Source organism: Nonomuraea sp. NPDC049480 (genome assembly GCF_044465905.1).
In the GTDB taxonomy this organism is placed as follows: domain Bacteria; phylum Actinomycetota; class Actinomycetes; order Streptosporangiales; family Streptosporangiaceae; genus Nonomuraea.
The window spans coordinates 1-13075 of record NZ_JBITMD010000006.1 but is presented as its reverse complement, the minus strand read 5'-3'; the positions used below and the strand labels follow the sequence as shown (position 1 = coordinate 13075).

At 70.6% G+C, this 13075-nt stretch carries 13 protein-coding genes and 3 pseudogenes; 9 read left to right on the top strand and 7 right to left on the bottom strand.

The genetic code is table 11. The features are described from left to right. Positions 1-94: 94 nt before the first annotated feature. Positions 95-724 carry a TetR/AcrR family transcriptional regulator gene (locus ACIBX3_RS18605; protein ID WP_397118427.1) on the top strand — a complete coding sequence of 210 codons (630 nt, stop codon included), beginning with the start codon at positions 95-97 and terminating at the stop codon, positions 722-724. Between the two features lie 48 nt (positions 725-772). On the opposite strand, the gene ACIBX3_RS18600 is transcribed toward ACIBX3_RS18605, so the two are convergent. Beyond that, positions 773-2026, bottom strand: a complete 1254-nt coding sequence (locus ACIBX3_RS18600) for an RNA-guided endonuclease InsQ/TnpB family protein (RefSeq protein ID WP_397118425.1) — start codon at positions 2024-2026, stop codon at positions 773-775. Positions 2027-2048: 22 nt separating this feature from the next. Between ACIBX3_RS18600 and tnpA (ACIBX3_RS18595) the strand changes: the two genes are divergently transcribed. Both tnpA (ACIBX3_RS18595) and ACIBX3_RS18590 read left to right on the top strand, forming a co-directional pair. Then, the gene (gene tnpA, locus ACIBX3_RS18595; RefSeq protein ID WP_397118424.1) at positions 2049-2465 is read left to right on the top strand and encodes an IS200/IS605 family transposase; all 417 of its coding nucleotides are present in this window, start codon (positions 2049-2051) and stop codon (positions 2463-2465) included. A 226-nt stretch (positions 2466-2691) separates the two neighbouring features. Beyond that, positions 2692-4110, top strand: coding sequence for an MFS transporter (locus ACIBX3_RS18590; RefSeq protein WP_397118422.1), 1419 nt, complete (start codon positions 2692-2694; stop codon positions 4108-4110). On the opposite strand, the gene ACIBX3_RS18585 is transcribed toward ACIBX3_RS18590, so the two are convergent. After that, on the bottom strand, positions 4045-4971 hold the full coding sequence (locus ACIBX3_RS18585; protein WP_397118420.1) for an aminoglycoside adenylyltransferase domain-containing protein: 927 nt from the start codon (positions 4969-4971) through the stop codon (positions 4045-4047). The genes ACIBX3_RS18590 and ACIBX3_RS18585 overlap by 66 nt on opposite strands. A 172-nt stretch (positions 4972-5143) precedes the next feature. Between ACIBX3_RS18585 and ACIBX3_RS18580 the strand changes: the two genes are divergently transcribed. Beyond that, positions 5144-5638 (top strand): DUF4396 domain-containing protein, encoded by a 495-nt coding sequence (locus tag ACIBX3_RS18580; RefSeq protein WP_397118418.1) that lies wholly within the window; start codon positions 5144-5146, stop codon positions 5636-5638. A gap of 97 nt (positions 5639-5735) precedes the next feature. Continuing rightward, positions 5736-6704, top strand: coding sequence for a hydroxyacid dehydrogenase (locus ACIBX3_RS18575; RefSeq protein ID WP_397118416.1), 969 nt, complete (start codon positions 5736-5738; stop codon positions 6702-6704). Between the two features lie 5 nt (positions 6705-6709). On the opposite strand, the gene ACIBX3_RS18570 is transcribed toward ACIBX3_RS18575, so the two are convergent. From ACIBX3_RS18570 to tnpA (ACIBX3_RS18560), 3 genes and pseudogenes are all read right to left on the bottom strand, one after another. Beyond that, on the bottom strand, positions 6710-7663 hold the full coding sequence (locus ACIBX3_RS18570) for an alpha/beta hydrolase (RefSeq protein ID WP_397118414.1): 954 nt from the start codon (positions 7661-7663) through the stop codon (positions 6710-6712). Positions 7664-7670: 7 nt separating this feature from the next. After that, the gene (locus ACIBX3_RS18565) at positions 7671-8414 is read right to left on the bottom strand and encodes a phytanoyl-CoA dioxygenase family protein (protein ID WP_397118412.1); all 744 of its coding nucleotides are present in this window, start codon (positions 8412-8414) and stop codon (positions 7671-7673) included. Between the two features lie 114 nt (positions 8415-8528). Further along, positions 8529-8956: pseudogene (tnpA, locus tag ACIBX3_RS18560) on the bottom strand (IS200/IS605 family transposase). A 23-nt stretch (positions 8957-8979) separates the two neighbouring features. On the opposite strand from tnpA (ACIBX3_RS18560), the gene ACIBX3_RS18555 reads away from it, so the two are divergent. Beyond that, positions 8980-10293 carry an RNA-guided endonuclease InsQ/TnpB family protein gene (locus ACIBX3_RS18555; protein ID WP_397118410.1) on the top strand — a complete coding sequence of 438 codons (1314 nt, stop codon included), beginning with the start codon at positions 8980-8982 and terminating at the stop codon, positions 10291-10293. A gap of 60 nt (positions 10294-10353) precedes the next feature. Beyond that, positions 10354-10830: a nucleoside 2-deoxyribosyltransferase domain-containing protein gene (locus ACIBX3_RS18550; protein WP_397118408.1), complete on the top strand. Its 477-nt coding sequence runs from the start codon at positions 10354-10356 to the stop codon at positions 10828-10830. A gap of 1 nt (position 10831) precedes the next feature. On the opposite strand, the pseudogene ACIBX3_RS18545 reads toward ACIBX3_RS18550, so the two are convergent. Further along, a pseudogene (locus ACIBX3_RS18545) lies at positions 10832-11656 on the bottom strand (MFS transporter); the annotation flags it as partial. A 126-nt stretch (positions 11657-11782) separates the two neighbouring features. Beyond that, complete coding sequence (locus ACIBX3_RS18540) at positions 11783-12361, bottom strand: TetR/AcrR family transcriptional regulator (RefSeq protein WP_397118406.1); 579 nt, start codon at positions 12359-12361, stop codon at positions 11783-11785. 173 nt (positions 12362-12534) lie between these two features. Here ACIBX3_RS18540 and ACIBX3_RS18535 point away from each other — a divergent pair, with 173 nt between their 5' ends. After that, positions 12535-12945, top strand: coding sequence for a hypothetical protein (locus tag ACIBX3_RS18535; protein WP_397118404.1), 411 nt, complete (start codon positions 12535-12537; stop codon positions 12943-12945). Between the two features lie 29 nt (positions 12946-12974). Then, positions 12975-13075, top strand: a pseudogene (locus ACIBX3_RS18530) (L-glyceraldehyde 3-phosphate reductase); the annotation flags it as partial.

Here is a 13075-nt window from a genome sequence, read left to right as displayed (position 1 = left end):
GTGCCCGTCCGCCGAACGCTCGGTAGACCCTGACGCCGCGTCCGATGCAAGCGTGTCGTGCGGCCTTCCGCGCCCGGCGTCGTAGGGTGGTCGCATGGGGAAGACCGCGGCACGACAGCCCGTACCCGCCCGGCAGCCCGTACCCGCCCGGCGGGCCGACGCGGAGCGCAACATCGCCGCGATCCTCGAGGCCGGGACCCGCCTGCTCAGCGCCGATCCGGGCGCCAGCGTGGCCGACATCGCCAAGGCCGCCGGGGTGGGCAGGGTCACGCTGTACGGGCACTTCCCCTCGCGGGAGGCGCTGGTGGACGCCGTGATGGACCACGCGGTCGGGGTGGCGGACACGGTGCTGGAAGACTCCTCCATCGACACGGCGCCGGCGCCCGAGGCCATGGCCGCCCTGCTGCGGTCGTCGTGGGAGATCCTCGACCGGCATCGCCGCCTGTTCGTGGCCGCTGATCGGGTCATGGCCACCGAGCGGATGAGGGAGCATCACGACCGGCCGCTGCGGCGGGTGGAGCGGCTGATCGTGCGCGGGCAGCGGGACGGCGACTTCCGTACCGACCTGCCATTGCCCTGGCTGGTGACGACGTTCTTCGCGATCATCCACAGTGCCGCGCAGGAGCGTGAGGCGGGGCGGATCGCATCCGAGGAAGTGGAGCGGGTGCTGGTCACGACGATGTTGTCGCTCCTGACGTCCGGCGTGCGGTCCCGCACCGATTGACGCGCTCCTCGGGATGAATCCCGAGGATTCCGCCTGTGCCACATGGTGTCATGCGGCACTTCGGTGGCTTCCTGCTTCATCGGCCGCGCCCCGTGCCCGGCGCTTGCGCGTTGGGCGTGGGGTCTTACCTGCCTCCACAGGCGTTTCGGGTCTCCGCTTCCCGCCCATCTCAGGTCCGGGTTTCCGTCCAGCGGCGACCTGCCGCCTCCCGGCGGCCAGGATGTTGATCGCGGCGTTCACATCCCGGTCATGCCTCACGCCACAGGCGCACTCCCACTCCCGGACGTTCAGCGGCATCACCTGCGCCAGGTTCCCGCACGCCGAGCAGAGCTTGGAGGAGGGATGGAACCGGTCGATCCGGGCGAAGGCGCGACCGTACAGTTTCGCCTTGTACTCCAGCATGCTCACGAACGCCGACCAGCCCGCATCGTGCACGCTCTTGGCCAGCCTCGTGCGTGCCAGCCCCTTGACCGCCAAGGCCTCCACATAGATCGCTTGGTTTTCGCGAACTATCCGCGTGGAGGTCTGGTGGTGGAACTCCCGGCGCGCATCGGCGACCTTCGCATGTTGACGGGCCACTTTCCTGCGGGCCTTGACCCGGTTCGCAGATCCCTTCTCCTTGCGCGACAACACCTTCTGAAGGCGCTTGAGTTTCTTCTCCGCCCGGCGCAGAAACCGGGGCGAGTCAATCTTCCGGCCATCGGCCAGCACCGCGAAATGCCCCAGCCCCAGATCGATACCGGTCTCAGCCTCGATGCGGGGCAGGGGCCGTTCGGTGACTTCGACCACGAACGAAGCGAAGTACCGGCCCGCCGCGTCTTTGATCACCGTCACGCTGGACGGATCGGACGGCAGGGGGCGTGACCAGCGGACCGCGATGTCACCGATCTTCGGCAGGGTCAGTTTCTCCCCGACCTTGAACCGGGCGTTCTTGGTGAACCGGATCGCTTGCCGCTTGTCCTTGCGGGAGCGGAACCGAGGCGCGGCAATCTTCGGTCCCTTGCGTTTGCCGGACAGACTGGCGAAGAAGTTACGGTAGGCCATGGCGGCGTCTGCGAGGGCCTGTTGGAGTACCACCGCCGACACCTCGCCCAGCCACGCCCGATCGGGACGTTGTTTGGCCTCGGTGATGACCTGCTTGGACAGCTCGCCATCGGTGATGAACGCCAGCCCGTCGGTGTGCGCCTGGCGGCGTAGCGCGAGTGCGTCGTTGAACACCACCCGCGCGCACCCGAACGCTCGCGCCAGCGCGATGCGCTGGGCGGGGGCCGGGTCCAGGCGGAAGGAGTAACGAAGCTGCACGGCCTCATCCTACAGTTGGGCTATGGCCGAATACAGTGATATCAGGACCGGCAGGCACTGCGTTTTCATGCTCCACGCACACTTGGTTTTCGTGACGAAGTTCCGCCACCGGGTCTTCGCCGGCACCCACCTGACCCGCATGGAAGCGATCATGAGTTCCGTGTGCGCCGACTTCGAAACCGAACTGCGAGAGTTCAACGGCGCGGACAACCACGTCCATCTTCTGGTGAATTTCCCGCCCAAGATCGCTTTGTCCAAGCTGGTCAACAGCCTCAAGGGAGTGTCATCCCGGCGGATGCGGCAAGAGTTCCCCGAACTGGCCGCCCACTACTACCGGGCCAGCAAACTGTGGTCGGGCTCCTACTTCGCCGGCTCTGTCGGCGGTGCACCGTTGTCGATCGTGCGCCAGTACATCGAGCAGCAGAATCGACCGGTCTGAGCCCGGAGGACGCCGGTCCGCCTGGCGGCGAATCGGCTGCTCTTGCCCCCGCTACGCGGGCTAGTCGGCCCCGGCCTGAAGGCCCGAACACTGCCGACGAGCCCGGTAGCGAGCACTCCTGCCTGCGAGGTCCCTCCTCCGACGGCTCTTCCAGAAACCCTACCTGCGTATGGTTCGCCGTGTGTGCTAACTTGAACATGAGTGTACGAGTTAGCGGAGGTTCTGGATGAAAACCGACACGTCTCCCGTCAAGGCGCGGGCGGGCGGATGGCCCGTGCTGGTCCTGCTTTGCCTGGCGCAGTTCATGCTGATCGTCGACATCACCGTGGTGCAGGTGGCGCTGCCGACGATCGGCGCGGAGCTGGCGCTCGACCGCGAGTCGCTGACCTGGGTGGTGACCACGTACACGCTGTGCTTCGGCGGCCTGATGGTGTTCGGCGGGCGGCTCGCCGACGCGCTCGGCGCCCGCCGGACGCTGCTCGCCGGGCTCGGGTTGTTCACGGCGGCCTCGCTGATGTGCGGGCTGGCCGGGAGCGGCGCCGTGCTGATCGCCGGCCGGGGGCTCCAGGGGGTCGGCGCGGCGCTGCTCTCCCCCGCGGCGCTGGCCGTGATCACCAGCACTTTCCACGGCGAGCGGCGCGGGCGCGCGCTCGGCGTCTGGGCGGCCATCGGCGGCACCGGTGCGGCCCTGGGTGTGCTCCTCGGCGGGATCCTGACCGCGGGTCCGGGCTGGACCTGGGTGTTCTTCGTGAACGTGCCGATCGGGCTGCTGGTCCTCGCCGCCGTGCCCGCCGTCGTGCCGGCCGCGCCCGGCAGGCCGGAGCGGCTCGACGTGCCGGGCGCCCTGGTCGTCACGACGGCGACGGCGCTGCTGATCTACGGGCTGGTGACCGCGGGCGACGCCGGGTGGGGGTCGGCGGGCACGCTGCTGCCGCTGGCCGGCGCGGTGCTGTGCTACGTGCTGTTCGTGGTGGTCGAGCGGTCGGTACGGGCGCCGCTGATGCGCGCCGAGACGCTCGCCCGGCGCCCGGTGATCTCAGGGACGTTCGTCATGCTGCTGGCCACGGGCCTGATGCTGGGGTTGTTCTTCCTCAGCTCGCTCTACCTGCAGCACGTGATGGGCTTCAGCGCGCTGGAGACCGGGCTGCTCTTCCTCCCCGTGGCGATCGCGATCACGCTGGGCACGCAACTCGGCGGGCACCTCATCGGCAGGCTCGGCGGGCGGCCGGTGGCGGTGGGCTCGTTCGTGGTGACGGCGGCGGGGGCGCTGCTGATGACGCGCATCTCGCCCGACGCGAACGCGTACGCCACGTTGCTGCCCGGGTTCGCGCTGGCGGCGCTGGGCATCGGGCCGGCGTTCGTGACGGCCACCACGACGACGATGGCGAACATCCCTCCGGGCGAGAACGGCGTCGCGTCCGGCGTCATCAACACCTTCCACGAGCTCGGCGGCTCGATCGGCGTGGCCGTCGTCTCCACGGTCGCCGCCTCCAGCCTGGCGCCCGGATCGACGGGTATCGGCGGGTTCGTCGCCGGGCTCACGCTCTGCGCCGTGGCGGCCGGGGTCGCGGCCGTCGTGTCACTCGGCCTGGTGCCGCCTGGCAAGCCCGCGGGGGCGTTCGTCGGCCACGGGCACGGCCACTGACGGCGCCACCGCACCAGCCTGACCGTGCGGGGACGGGCCCGCCCGGCGCAGAACGTACGTGCCGAACGCGCGCAGCGCGTCCTCGTCCCAGGCGTGCCCGTCGGTCTCCCTGTCCTGCGCCGAGACCGGGCGCGCGCTGCGGTAGCAGCTCAGCGCCTGCCGGACGATCGGCCGCAGGGCGTGCGGGAGCTCGCCCAGTGCCCAGGCGGCGCCCTCCTCCTTGCTGGGCACGGTCGCCGGGCCGCCGTCGAGGACCGCGAGCACCCGGCACGCGTTGAGCACGCCGTAGTACGGCGACTGCGGCAAGCGTTCCACGGCCCAGGCGAGGTCGTCGGTGATGGCGGCCAGGTAGTCGTCCCGGGGCACGGGTGCGAAGACGGACCCGGCGGGCGGGCCGAGCAGGGTGACGCCGCGTTCCCTGACGACCGTGATGTGGGCGGCCAGGTCCGGGTCGGCGCGCGGCGCGTCGTGGTCCACGCGGCCGGCGAGGATGTCCTCGGTCCACGCGGACGAGTAGTGGACCTCGTACGGGCGGGGATGCTCGTGTGCCGCCGCCTGCTCGCGGGTCAGGACGGACACCTCCAGATCGCCCAGGACCGGGCGGCCCGCGCTCCTGAGGGCGAGGGCCCGGGCGGCGCTCGCCCGCTGCGCGCCGGTCAGCGGCCCGGGGGTCACGAGCAGCAGGTCCAGGTCGCTCTTGGCCCGGTGGTAGCAGCCCATGGCCAGCGAGCCGTGCAGGTAGGCGCCCAGCAGGGGGACGCCGGCCGCGTCGAGGGTCCCGGTGACGTGGTCGCGGATGTCGGGGTCGCAGTCGGCCCACGACTGGGGGCGGTCCGGCGGATGGTCGGGCAGGTCCGGCATGGTGATCACGCTAGGGCGGGTCCCGGGCGCTCGGCGACCGGTTTTCCCGGCCGCCGATCCCGGCGGTGCCGGCGTCTACGAGCATACGTAGTAGACATTCCGGGCAGGGTGCGAGTAGCGTTGCCCTATACCCCGCCTGGGTATTCTGATACGACTACCGAGGAGACTTCGCATGGACCACGGCGTTCACGAACACCACGAACACCACGAGAACGCGGCCGCGGCCACGGCCACCTGGGGAATGGCGGCGCAGGCGACGGCGCACTGCCTCACCGGGTGCGCCATCGGCGAGGTGCTCGGCATGGTGATCGGCACCGCGGCCGGCATGTCCAACGCCGCCACCGTGGTGCTGGCCGTGGCACTGGCGTTCGTGTTCGGATACGCGCTCACCATGCGCGGCGTGCTGCGCGCCGGGGTGAACTTCCGCACGGCGCTGAAGGTCGCGCTGGCCGCCGACACCGTGTCGATCGCGGTGATGGAGGTGCTCGACAACCTGGTGATGCTCACCGTGCCGGGCGCCATGGAGGCGGGCCTGGCCAGCTGGCTGTTCTGGGGGTCGCTGGCCGGGTCGCTGCTGGTGGCGTTCGTGCTGACCACGCCGATCAACAAGTGGATGATCTCGCGCGGCAAGGGGCACGCGGTGGTCCACCAATACCACCGGCACTGAGCCCGCGCCTGTCCCCCATGGCCACGGCCGATCATGAAACACTCGTGGCGTACCCCGGCCCGATCCGGCAAGCACCCATCGACGGAAAGCAGACTGGATGATCGCGGTTTTCGTCTTCGATCCGCCCTCGCAGGTCGAGCGCTTCTTCACCCCCGAGTTGCTGGCGGAGCTGCGCCGGCACGTCGAGATCGACCCGGAGCTGGTCCTGACCGCGTACGAGGGCCCGGCGCTGGCGCGGGCGGAGATCCTCCTCACCGGCTGGGGCGCGCCGCCACTGGACGCGCGGGCCCTGGAGGCCGCGCCGAACCTGCGGTACGTCGTGCACACGGCCGGCACGGTCAAGTGGATCGCCGGGCCGGAGGTGTTCGCCCGGGGGATCCAGGTCAGCTCACAGGCCGCGGCCAACGCCGTCCCCGTGGCCGAGTACACCCTGGCGATGATCCTGCTGGCCAACAAGCAGGTGTGGCAGCTGTCGCGGGCGTACACCGAGAGCCGGCGCGCGCCCGGCCTCGACACGATCTGGTCGGCGGGCGGCAACGCGAGCCGCACGGTCGGCGTGATCGGCGCCTCCGCCGTCGGCCGCAAACTCCTGGAGCTGCTGCGCCCCTTCGACCTGCACGCCCTCCTGTACGACCCCACCCTCGGCTCCGCCGACGGGCTGGAAGCCGAGCTGGTGCAGCTGCCGGAGCTGATGGCCCGCAGCGACGTGGTCACCATCCACGCCCCGGCGCTGCCCGAGACCCACCACCTGGTCGGCGCGGAGGAGATCGGCCTGATGCGCCCCGGCGCGACCCTGATCAACACCGCCCGGCCCTCGCTGGTGGACCAGGACGCGCTCACCAAGGCCGTGGCCCGCGGCCGCGTCTACGCGGTGCTGGACGTGATCGAGCCGGACGACGCCCTGTTCACGCTGCCGGGGGCGCTGCTCACGCCGCACGTGGCCGGCTCGGTGGGCACCGAACTGCACCGGCTGGCCGCCGGCGCGGTGGCGGAGGTGGCCGGCATCGCGGCCGGGCGCCCGCTGCGCCACGCGGTCGATCCCGCGACGCTGCACCTCAAGGCCTGAACGCGCTACGCGCCGATGGCCGCGCGCAGCATCGGGAGCGCCCGTTCCAGCGCGCGTTCCCAGTAGGGGAAGCTGTGCGTGCCTGCGCCGTAGAAGTCGGTGGTGACCTGCGCGCCGGCCGCCTTGGCCCGCTCGGCGAAGGTCAGCGCCTGGTCCAGCAGCGCGCCCTCGTAGTCGGCCGTCGCGCCGGGCGGGTCCAGCGGGCCCGGCCGGCCGTCGCCGCAGGACACGTAGAGCCGGACGTCCTTCAGCCGCGCGGCGAGCGCCGTGGGATTGTGGGCCTCCCACACGTGCCTGTCCCTGTGGGGGTCGCCCCACAGGTCGTCGGGGTTCTCGCCGTTGCGTCTGACGAGGGCGCGTGTCTCGCTGCGGTCGCCGGTCGTGTCGAGCACCCCGGAGAACGACGCCGCCGCTCGGAACGTGCCGGGGTGCCTGGCGGCGTACCCGATGGCGCCGAGCCCGCCCATCGACAGCCCGGCGATCGCCCGCTGGGGCCCCGCGCCGTACTCGGCCTCGATCAGCGGGATGAGCTCCTTGACGTGGTAGGTCTCCCACTTCGGGCCGCGGAGCCAGTCCGAATACCATCCGGCCGGGCCGCCCTCGGGGACGACCACGATCGCCCGCAGCCCGGCCGTGAGCCGCTCCGCGCCGCCCTCGTCCACCCAGACGAGGTGGCTGGAGGTGCAGCAGCCGTGCAGCAGATAGAGCACCGGCCACGGGCCCGACCCCCGCGTCCACCCCTCCGGCAGCAGCACGCGTACGGGAGTCTCCCGGCCGAGTCCCGGGGACCGGACGGTGAGGTCCTGACCGCGCTCTCCGGCCTGCTCCCGCGCCACGATCCGCGCGCCGCCCGCTCGCTCCCCGGCCGGGGAGCCGGGTAACACCACGACGGCGACGACCACCACCACGACCACGGCCACGAGCCCGGCCAGGGCCGCCCACATCCATCGCGCTCGCATGGTTTGTTCACCCTCCGCGCATCGCCGGATCGACGCCCCGCAGCATCATCCCCTGTCCGCGCGAGTGGTGCACGTCGCCGGCGGGCGGGTCCTCGGGGTCGCGGAACTGGATGAGCAGGGTCGTACGGGCCTCGTCCGCCCGGTTGATCCCGGACCCGTGCACGGTGAGATAGCCGAGGAACAGCACGTCCCCCGCCTCGGCCTCGACGGGAACGGCGTCCTGCAGCGGCCACTGCGACGGCGGCAGGTGCCAGCCGCCCTCCTCGATGTGCGGCAGCGGCCCGTTCCTGTGGCTGCCCGGCACCACCCGCACGCACCCCTTCTCCTCCGGCGCGTCGTCGAAGTGGAAGATCGCCGCCCCGACCGTGTGCCTGGTGTGCGGGAAATGCGCGGCGTCCTGGTGCAGGGGGAACGGCGACCCCTTCTCCGCCGGCTTGACGAAGATCTTGGTGTGGTGGAGCTGCACGTTCTCCGACCCGATTAGGGCCGCCGCCACGTCGGTGAAACGCGGATCGACCATGAGCCGGGCGAACGCCGCCGAGTAGAACTGCGCGTCGTGGCAGTGCCGCAGCTCGGTGGGGCGGCCGGCGATCTCGCGGGCGCTGCCCCAGGTGGGGTCCGTCCGCCGCAGCCGCGCCAGCACCCCATGGCACTCCTCCCGGTACGCCCGCGCCTCTTCCTTGGTGAGCAGGCCTTTGACCAGCGCGTACCCGTTGTCCTTGTAGAACCGCACGATGGATGGATCGGTCATCTACCAGAATGTGGGCCAGTGCTCCGGCGTTCACGCCGGGGGTGAAGGCCCACGCGGGAGTGCCCGCTGGGGCGCGAGTGTGCCCTGACCTTTCAGGTTTGCCGGCAGCTTCACTCACACAGGTCGTTTCTGCTGCTCGATGTGCTGCTTGAGCACGGTGAGCGGCGCCCCGCCTACCGACCCGGCGAAGTAGGAACCAGACCAGAAATGTCCGCCCCAAAGGTATTTGCGGACGTGTGCGCTGTATTCCTTGCGAAGCATCCGGGCCGAGACCCCCTTCAGCGAGTTGACGAGTTTGGACAGGGCGACCTTGGGCGGGTAGTGGACCAGCAGGTGGACGTGGTCGTGCTCGCCGTTGACTCGCGCAGTTCGACCTCGAAGTCTGCGCATACCTCGCGCATGAGTTCCTCGCAGCGGATCAGCATCTCGTCGGTGAAGGCCCCACGCCGATATTTTGTGACAAAAACCAAATGGGCGTGGAGGCTGTAGACGACATGCCGTCCCGTTCTCACATCGGGGTTCGGATTCCATCGCGGTGACATAAACCAAATGAGATGATCAGTGTGTGGAGAAGGTGAAGCGGACGCGTGCACACGTGGCGCGACTCGACCTCAGCCCGGCCCAGGTGGCCGTTTTGGACGGTCAAGCCCACACCGCGCGTGCCTTGTGGAACCTGCTTCATGAGTTCACCACCTTCCGCCAGGGCCGGCTGGCATCACTGCAGGAGTGCGACACGGCGATTCGCCAAGCCCGCCACGAGATCGAGTGGATGGGACAGCTCCCCGCTCAGGCCGCGCAAGCCGTACTGAAGACCTACCGGCAGGCGTGGGCGAACTTCTTCAACCCCGACCACCCGGCCAAGCGCCCGACGTTCAAGGGCCGGTTCCGATCCCGGCCGGCCGTGGACGTCCCCCAGGCCCGCGACCTGCAGATCACCCGGATCAACCGCAGGTGGGGCGCGGTGAACCTGCCCAAGGTCGGGCGGGTGAAGTTCCGGTGGACAAAAGACCTGCCCGGCCTCACCAAGGGCGGACCATCCGGGAGGGTCACCGGGGCTCGCCTGGTGAAAGAAGCCCACGGATGGAACATCGTCTTCCGTATCGAACTGCAGGTATCCGCACCCGTCCTGCACACCGGGCCGAAGGCCGGCATGGACCGGGGCATCACGGTCCCCCTCGCCCTCTCCAACGGGCAACACCTTCGGCACGGCCCGTGGCTCACCAGCGGGGAGAGCGAGCGGCTCTTGCGCCTGGAGCGCAAAAGCGCCCGTCAGCGTGCCACCCGCCAGAAAGGCGACCCGGTCTCCAACCGGGAACGCCGCACCTACGACCAGATCGCCCGGCTCCGCGCGACAGCCAAGCGCCGAGCCGTCGACTGGCAGCATCAGAGCACGACCAACCTCGCGCGGCGATTCAGCGCGAGGTTGGTCGAAGACCTGAACATCACCAACATGATGGCCTCGGCGTCTGGGACTGTGCAGGAGCCGGGGGCCAACGTCGCCCAAAAGCGGGGCCTGAACCGCTCGATCGCAGGCGAGGCGTGGGGCCGGACGGTGGACTTCCTGACCTACAAGACCACAGACCGTGGCGGCCTGGTCGCCAAGGTCCGCCCGCACGGCACCAGCCAAGAGTGCCACCGCTGCCACACCACCACTCCAGGATCACGCGAAACGCAGTCGCGGTTCGCGTGCAAGAACCTGGCGTGCGGATGGATCGGCAACGCTGATACCAACGCCGCCCGAAACCAGCTTCATCGGTACAACTCTGCCGCCGGACGGGCGGTCACAGGACGTGGAGACTCCGGGATACCGGGGCCTGTGAAGCGTCAAGCATCCTGTCCCACAGTCTCGCCCGCACCCGCGGTGCGAGCTGCTGCGTAAGCAGCACAGGAATCCTCCACATTCATTCATGTGGAGGAGCACGTCAATAAGCATGAGTCCATGAGTGTCATTCGCACGTACTACGAGGCCCCCGATCCCTACGAGCCGGCGGCCGGGGATCCCCCCGCGGTCTTCCTGGCGGGCGGGATCACCGGGGTCGAGGACTGGCAGCGGCGGGCGGCGGCCGAGCTCGGGCGGCTCGGGGCGATCGTGCTCAACCCGCGCCGCCGCCGCTTCCCGATCGACGATCCCGCGCAGGCGCCGGCGCAGATCGCGTGGGAGCATCACCACCTGCACCTGCCGGAGGTGCTGACGATGTTCTGGTTCCCGCCGGGGGACAGCGATCAGCCCATCGCGCTGCTGGAGCTGGGGGCCGCGCTGGACAACCCCGCCCGCCGGCTGACGATCGGGGCGGACCCGGGGTACCGGCGGGTCGAGGACGTCCGCTGGCAGGCGCGGCTCGCGCGCCCGGGCGAGGTCGTGCACACCACGCTGGACGGCACGCTGAGTGCCGTCCGGGCGCGGCTTCGCTTCTGACTCACGTCACAGGGGATTCAGCGGATGCGCGTACGGCCCGGCGGTCGCGGGCCCAGGTATAGCCGCTCACGGCGATCCCGGCGGCGGTGACCAGGGCGGCGACGAGGTAGATCGAGCGCAGGCCGAGCCCGCCGTCGATGACCCGGCTTCCGAGCCAGCCGGCGAAGGCTGCCGCGAGCTGATAGGCGGAGGCGTTCACGGCCATGGCCAGGGTCGGCGCCGCGGCCGCGGTGGTGAGGACCCGCGCCTGCATGCCGGGGATGACGGAGAAGCCCAGCGCGCCGAGCACGAACACCATGACCGCGGTGACCGCCGCGCCGGCACCGGCGGCCCACATGAGCACCAGCGCCCCGGCGAGGGCGGCCAGCAGGCCGAGCTGCGACCGCATCGGCGCGCGGTCCGACAGCCGGCCGCCCACCAGGTTGCCGGCGGCGGCGCCGACCCCGTACACCAGCAGCAGCACCGCGACCGCGCCGGCGCCGAATCCGGCGACCTCGGTGACCAGCGGCGCGAAGAACGTGAACACCATGAGCAGCCCCGCGTTCGCCACGGCGGTGACGGCGATGGCCAGCTGCACGTCCCGGCTGCGGAACACGCGCAGTTCCGCCACCGCGGACGTGGCGGGCGTCGCCCCGCCGACGTCGCGCACCACCCACCACACCAGCAGGAATCCGAGCGCGCAGCACGCGGCGATGACGGCGAACGTCGCCCGCCAGCCGTGGTCGTCGCCGATGGCGGTGCCGATCGGCGCGCCGAGGATCATCGACAGGTTCATGCCGAACGCGAGCCTGGACACCGCCGACGCCTGCCGTCCCGGCGGGGCCCGTCGTGATGCCGAAGACGCACACCATCAGCGAGGGAACCACACCTGATCGCATCGACGTCACTCTCTTTCTTGACTGTTCAGTACAGAAAACGGGCACAAAGATGCCCATAGCGGCTACGTGGCTGGTCAGAGGGCGGCGATGGCGCCTTCGACGACGTCCAGCAGGGCCTTCCTGTCGTCGGTGACCTTGGCGAGCACGCGCAGGCCGTAGTAGGCACTCTGGAACGCCCGGGCCACCTGCAGCGCCGGCCGGTCGCCGGACAGCTCGCCCGTGCTCTGCCCGATCGCCACCAACCGGTGCAGCGCCTGCTCCAGGTCGGTGAACTGCCGGCGCACCAGCCCGGCGACGGCCTCGTCGCGCCCGCTCGCCTCAGTGGCGGCGTTGAGCGCCAGGCAGCCGCGCCGCCCGGGGTCGGCCATGTCGGCGTCGATCACGCCCAGCATCAGGTCCCTGAGCCGCTCCCGCACCGAGCCCTGCTCGGCCAGCATCGCCAGCTGGGCCTCGGCCCGGGTCTCGGCGTAGCGGCGGATCGCCTCCTCGTAGAGGCGGTGCTTGGAGCCGAAGGCGTTGTAGAGGCTGCCACGCCCGAGCCCGGTGCGGGCGCACAGGTCCTGGGTGGTGGTGGCCTCGTAGCCCTTCTCCCAGAACACCTCCATCGCGGCGTCGACCACCGCCCTGTCACTGAACTCGCGCGGCCTGCCCATGAGGGGAGGTAATCGGATTCTGTACAGATCAGTAAAGAACTAGGGTTGCGCCAGCCGGTCCAGGTGGTAGCGCACGGTCGCCAGCTCCGGCATGTCCAGGGCGCGGCCACCGCGTCACCTACGCCACCACGGGGACGCTCGCCGAGCGGGTCGCCGACACCGGCGCCGAGGTCGTGCCGATCACCTCCACCTGGGAGGGACGCGACATCGAGCCGCCGCAGATGCGCGGCAAGGAGTTCATCCGGGCCATGGGCCTGCTGCTGGACGAGACCAGGGCGACGCTCGGCCGGCTGGAGCGGGCCGAGCGTCCCGGCCTGGTGGTTCATGACGGGCCGATGTGCTGGTGGGGCCGTCGGCCCGGCCCTCACCGAGCGTGCCTACCAGGGCGGATCGGAGCCGCCGGCGATCTGCCCGTCGCGCTGGTCTCGCTCGGCACCGGCTACAACCACCGGCCCGACTTCTATCGCACGGTGCTGCGGGCGGCGGCGGGCCGGGCCTGGCACGTCGTCCTGGCCGTGGGCGAGGTCGACCCGGGGCCGGTGAAGTGGAGAAGGTTCTCGGCCATCGGTAACGTGGCCCCGTAAAACGTTTTCATCGGTGGGAAGGTCATCCTTTGGACTACGAACGTCAGCCGTACCGCAGATGCGGCCGCAGCGGCCTGCTCCTCCCGGCCATCTCGCTCGGCCTGTGGCACAACTTCGGCGAGGGCAAACC

Bases quoted from the DNA above. Each gene is read 5' to 3' on its own strand.
- ACIBX3_RS18570 (WP_397118414.1), bottom strand. From the start codon at position 7,663: ATGCGAGCGCGATGGATGTGGGCGGCCCTGGCCGGGCTCGTGGCCGTG.
- ACIBX3_RS18550 (WP_397118408.1), top strand. From the start codon at position 10,354: ATGAGTGTCATTCGCACGTACTACGAGGCCCCCGATCCCTACGAGCCG.
- ACIBX3_RS18575 (WP_397118416.1), top strand. From the start codon at position 5,736: ATGATCGCGGTTTTCGTCTTCGATCCGCCCTCGCAGGTCGAGCGCTTC.
- ACIBX3_RS18605 (WP_397118427.1), top strand. From the start codon at position 95: ATGGGGAAGACCGCGGCACGACAGCCCGTACCCGCCCGGCAGCCCGTA.
- tnpA (WP_397118424.1), top strand. From the start codon at position 2,049: ATGGCCGAATACAGTGATATCAGGACCGGCAGGCACTGCGTTTTCATG.
- ACIBX3_RS18590 (WP_397118422.1), top strand. From the start codon at position 2,692: ATGAAAACCGACACGTCTCCCGTCAAGGCGCGGGCGGGCGGATGGCCC.
- ACIBX3_RS18585 (WP_397118420.1), bottom strand. From the start codon at position 4,971: ATGCCGGACCTGCCCGACCATCCGCCGGACCGCCCCCAGTCGTGGGCC.
- ACIBX3_RS18540 (WP_397118406.1), bottom strand. From the start codon at position 12,361: ATGGGCAGGCCGCGCGAGTTCAGTGACAGGGCGGTGGTCGACGCCGCG.
- ACIBX3_RS18580 (WP_397118418.1), top strand. From the start codon at position 5,144: ATGGACCACGGCGTTCACGAACACCACGAACACCACGAGAACGCGGCC.
- ACIBX3_RS18565 (WP_397118412.1), bottom strand. From the start codon at position 8,414: ATGACCGATCCATCCATCGTGCGGTTCTACAAGGACAACGGGTACGCG.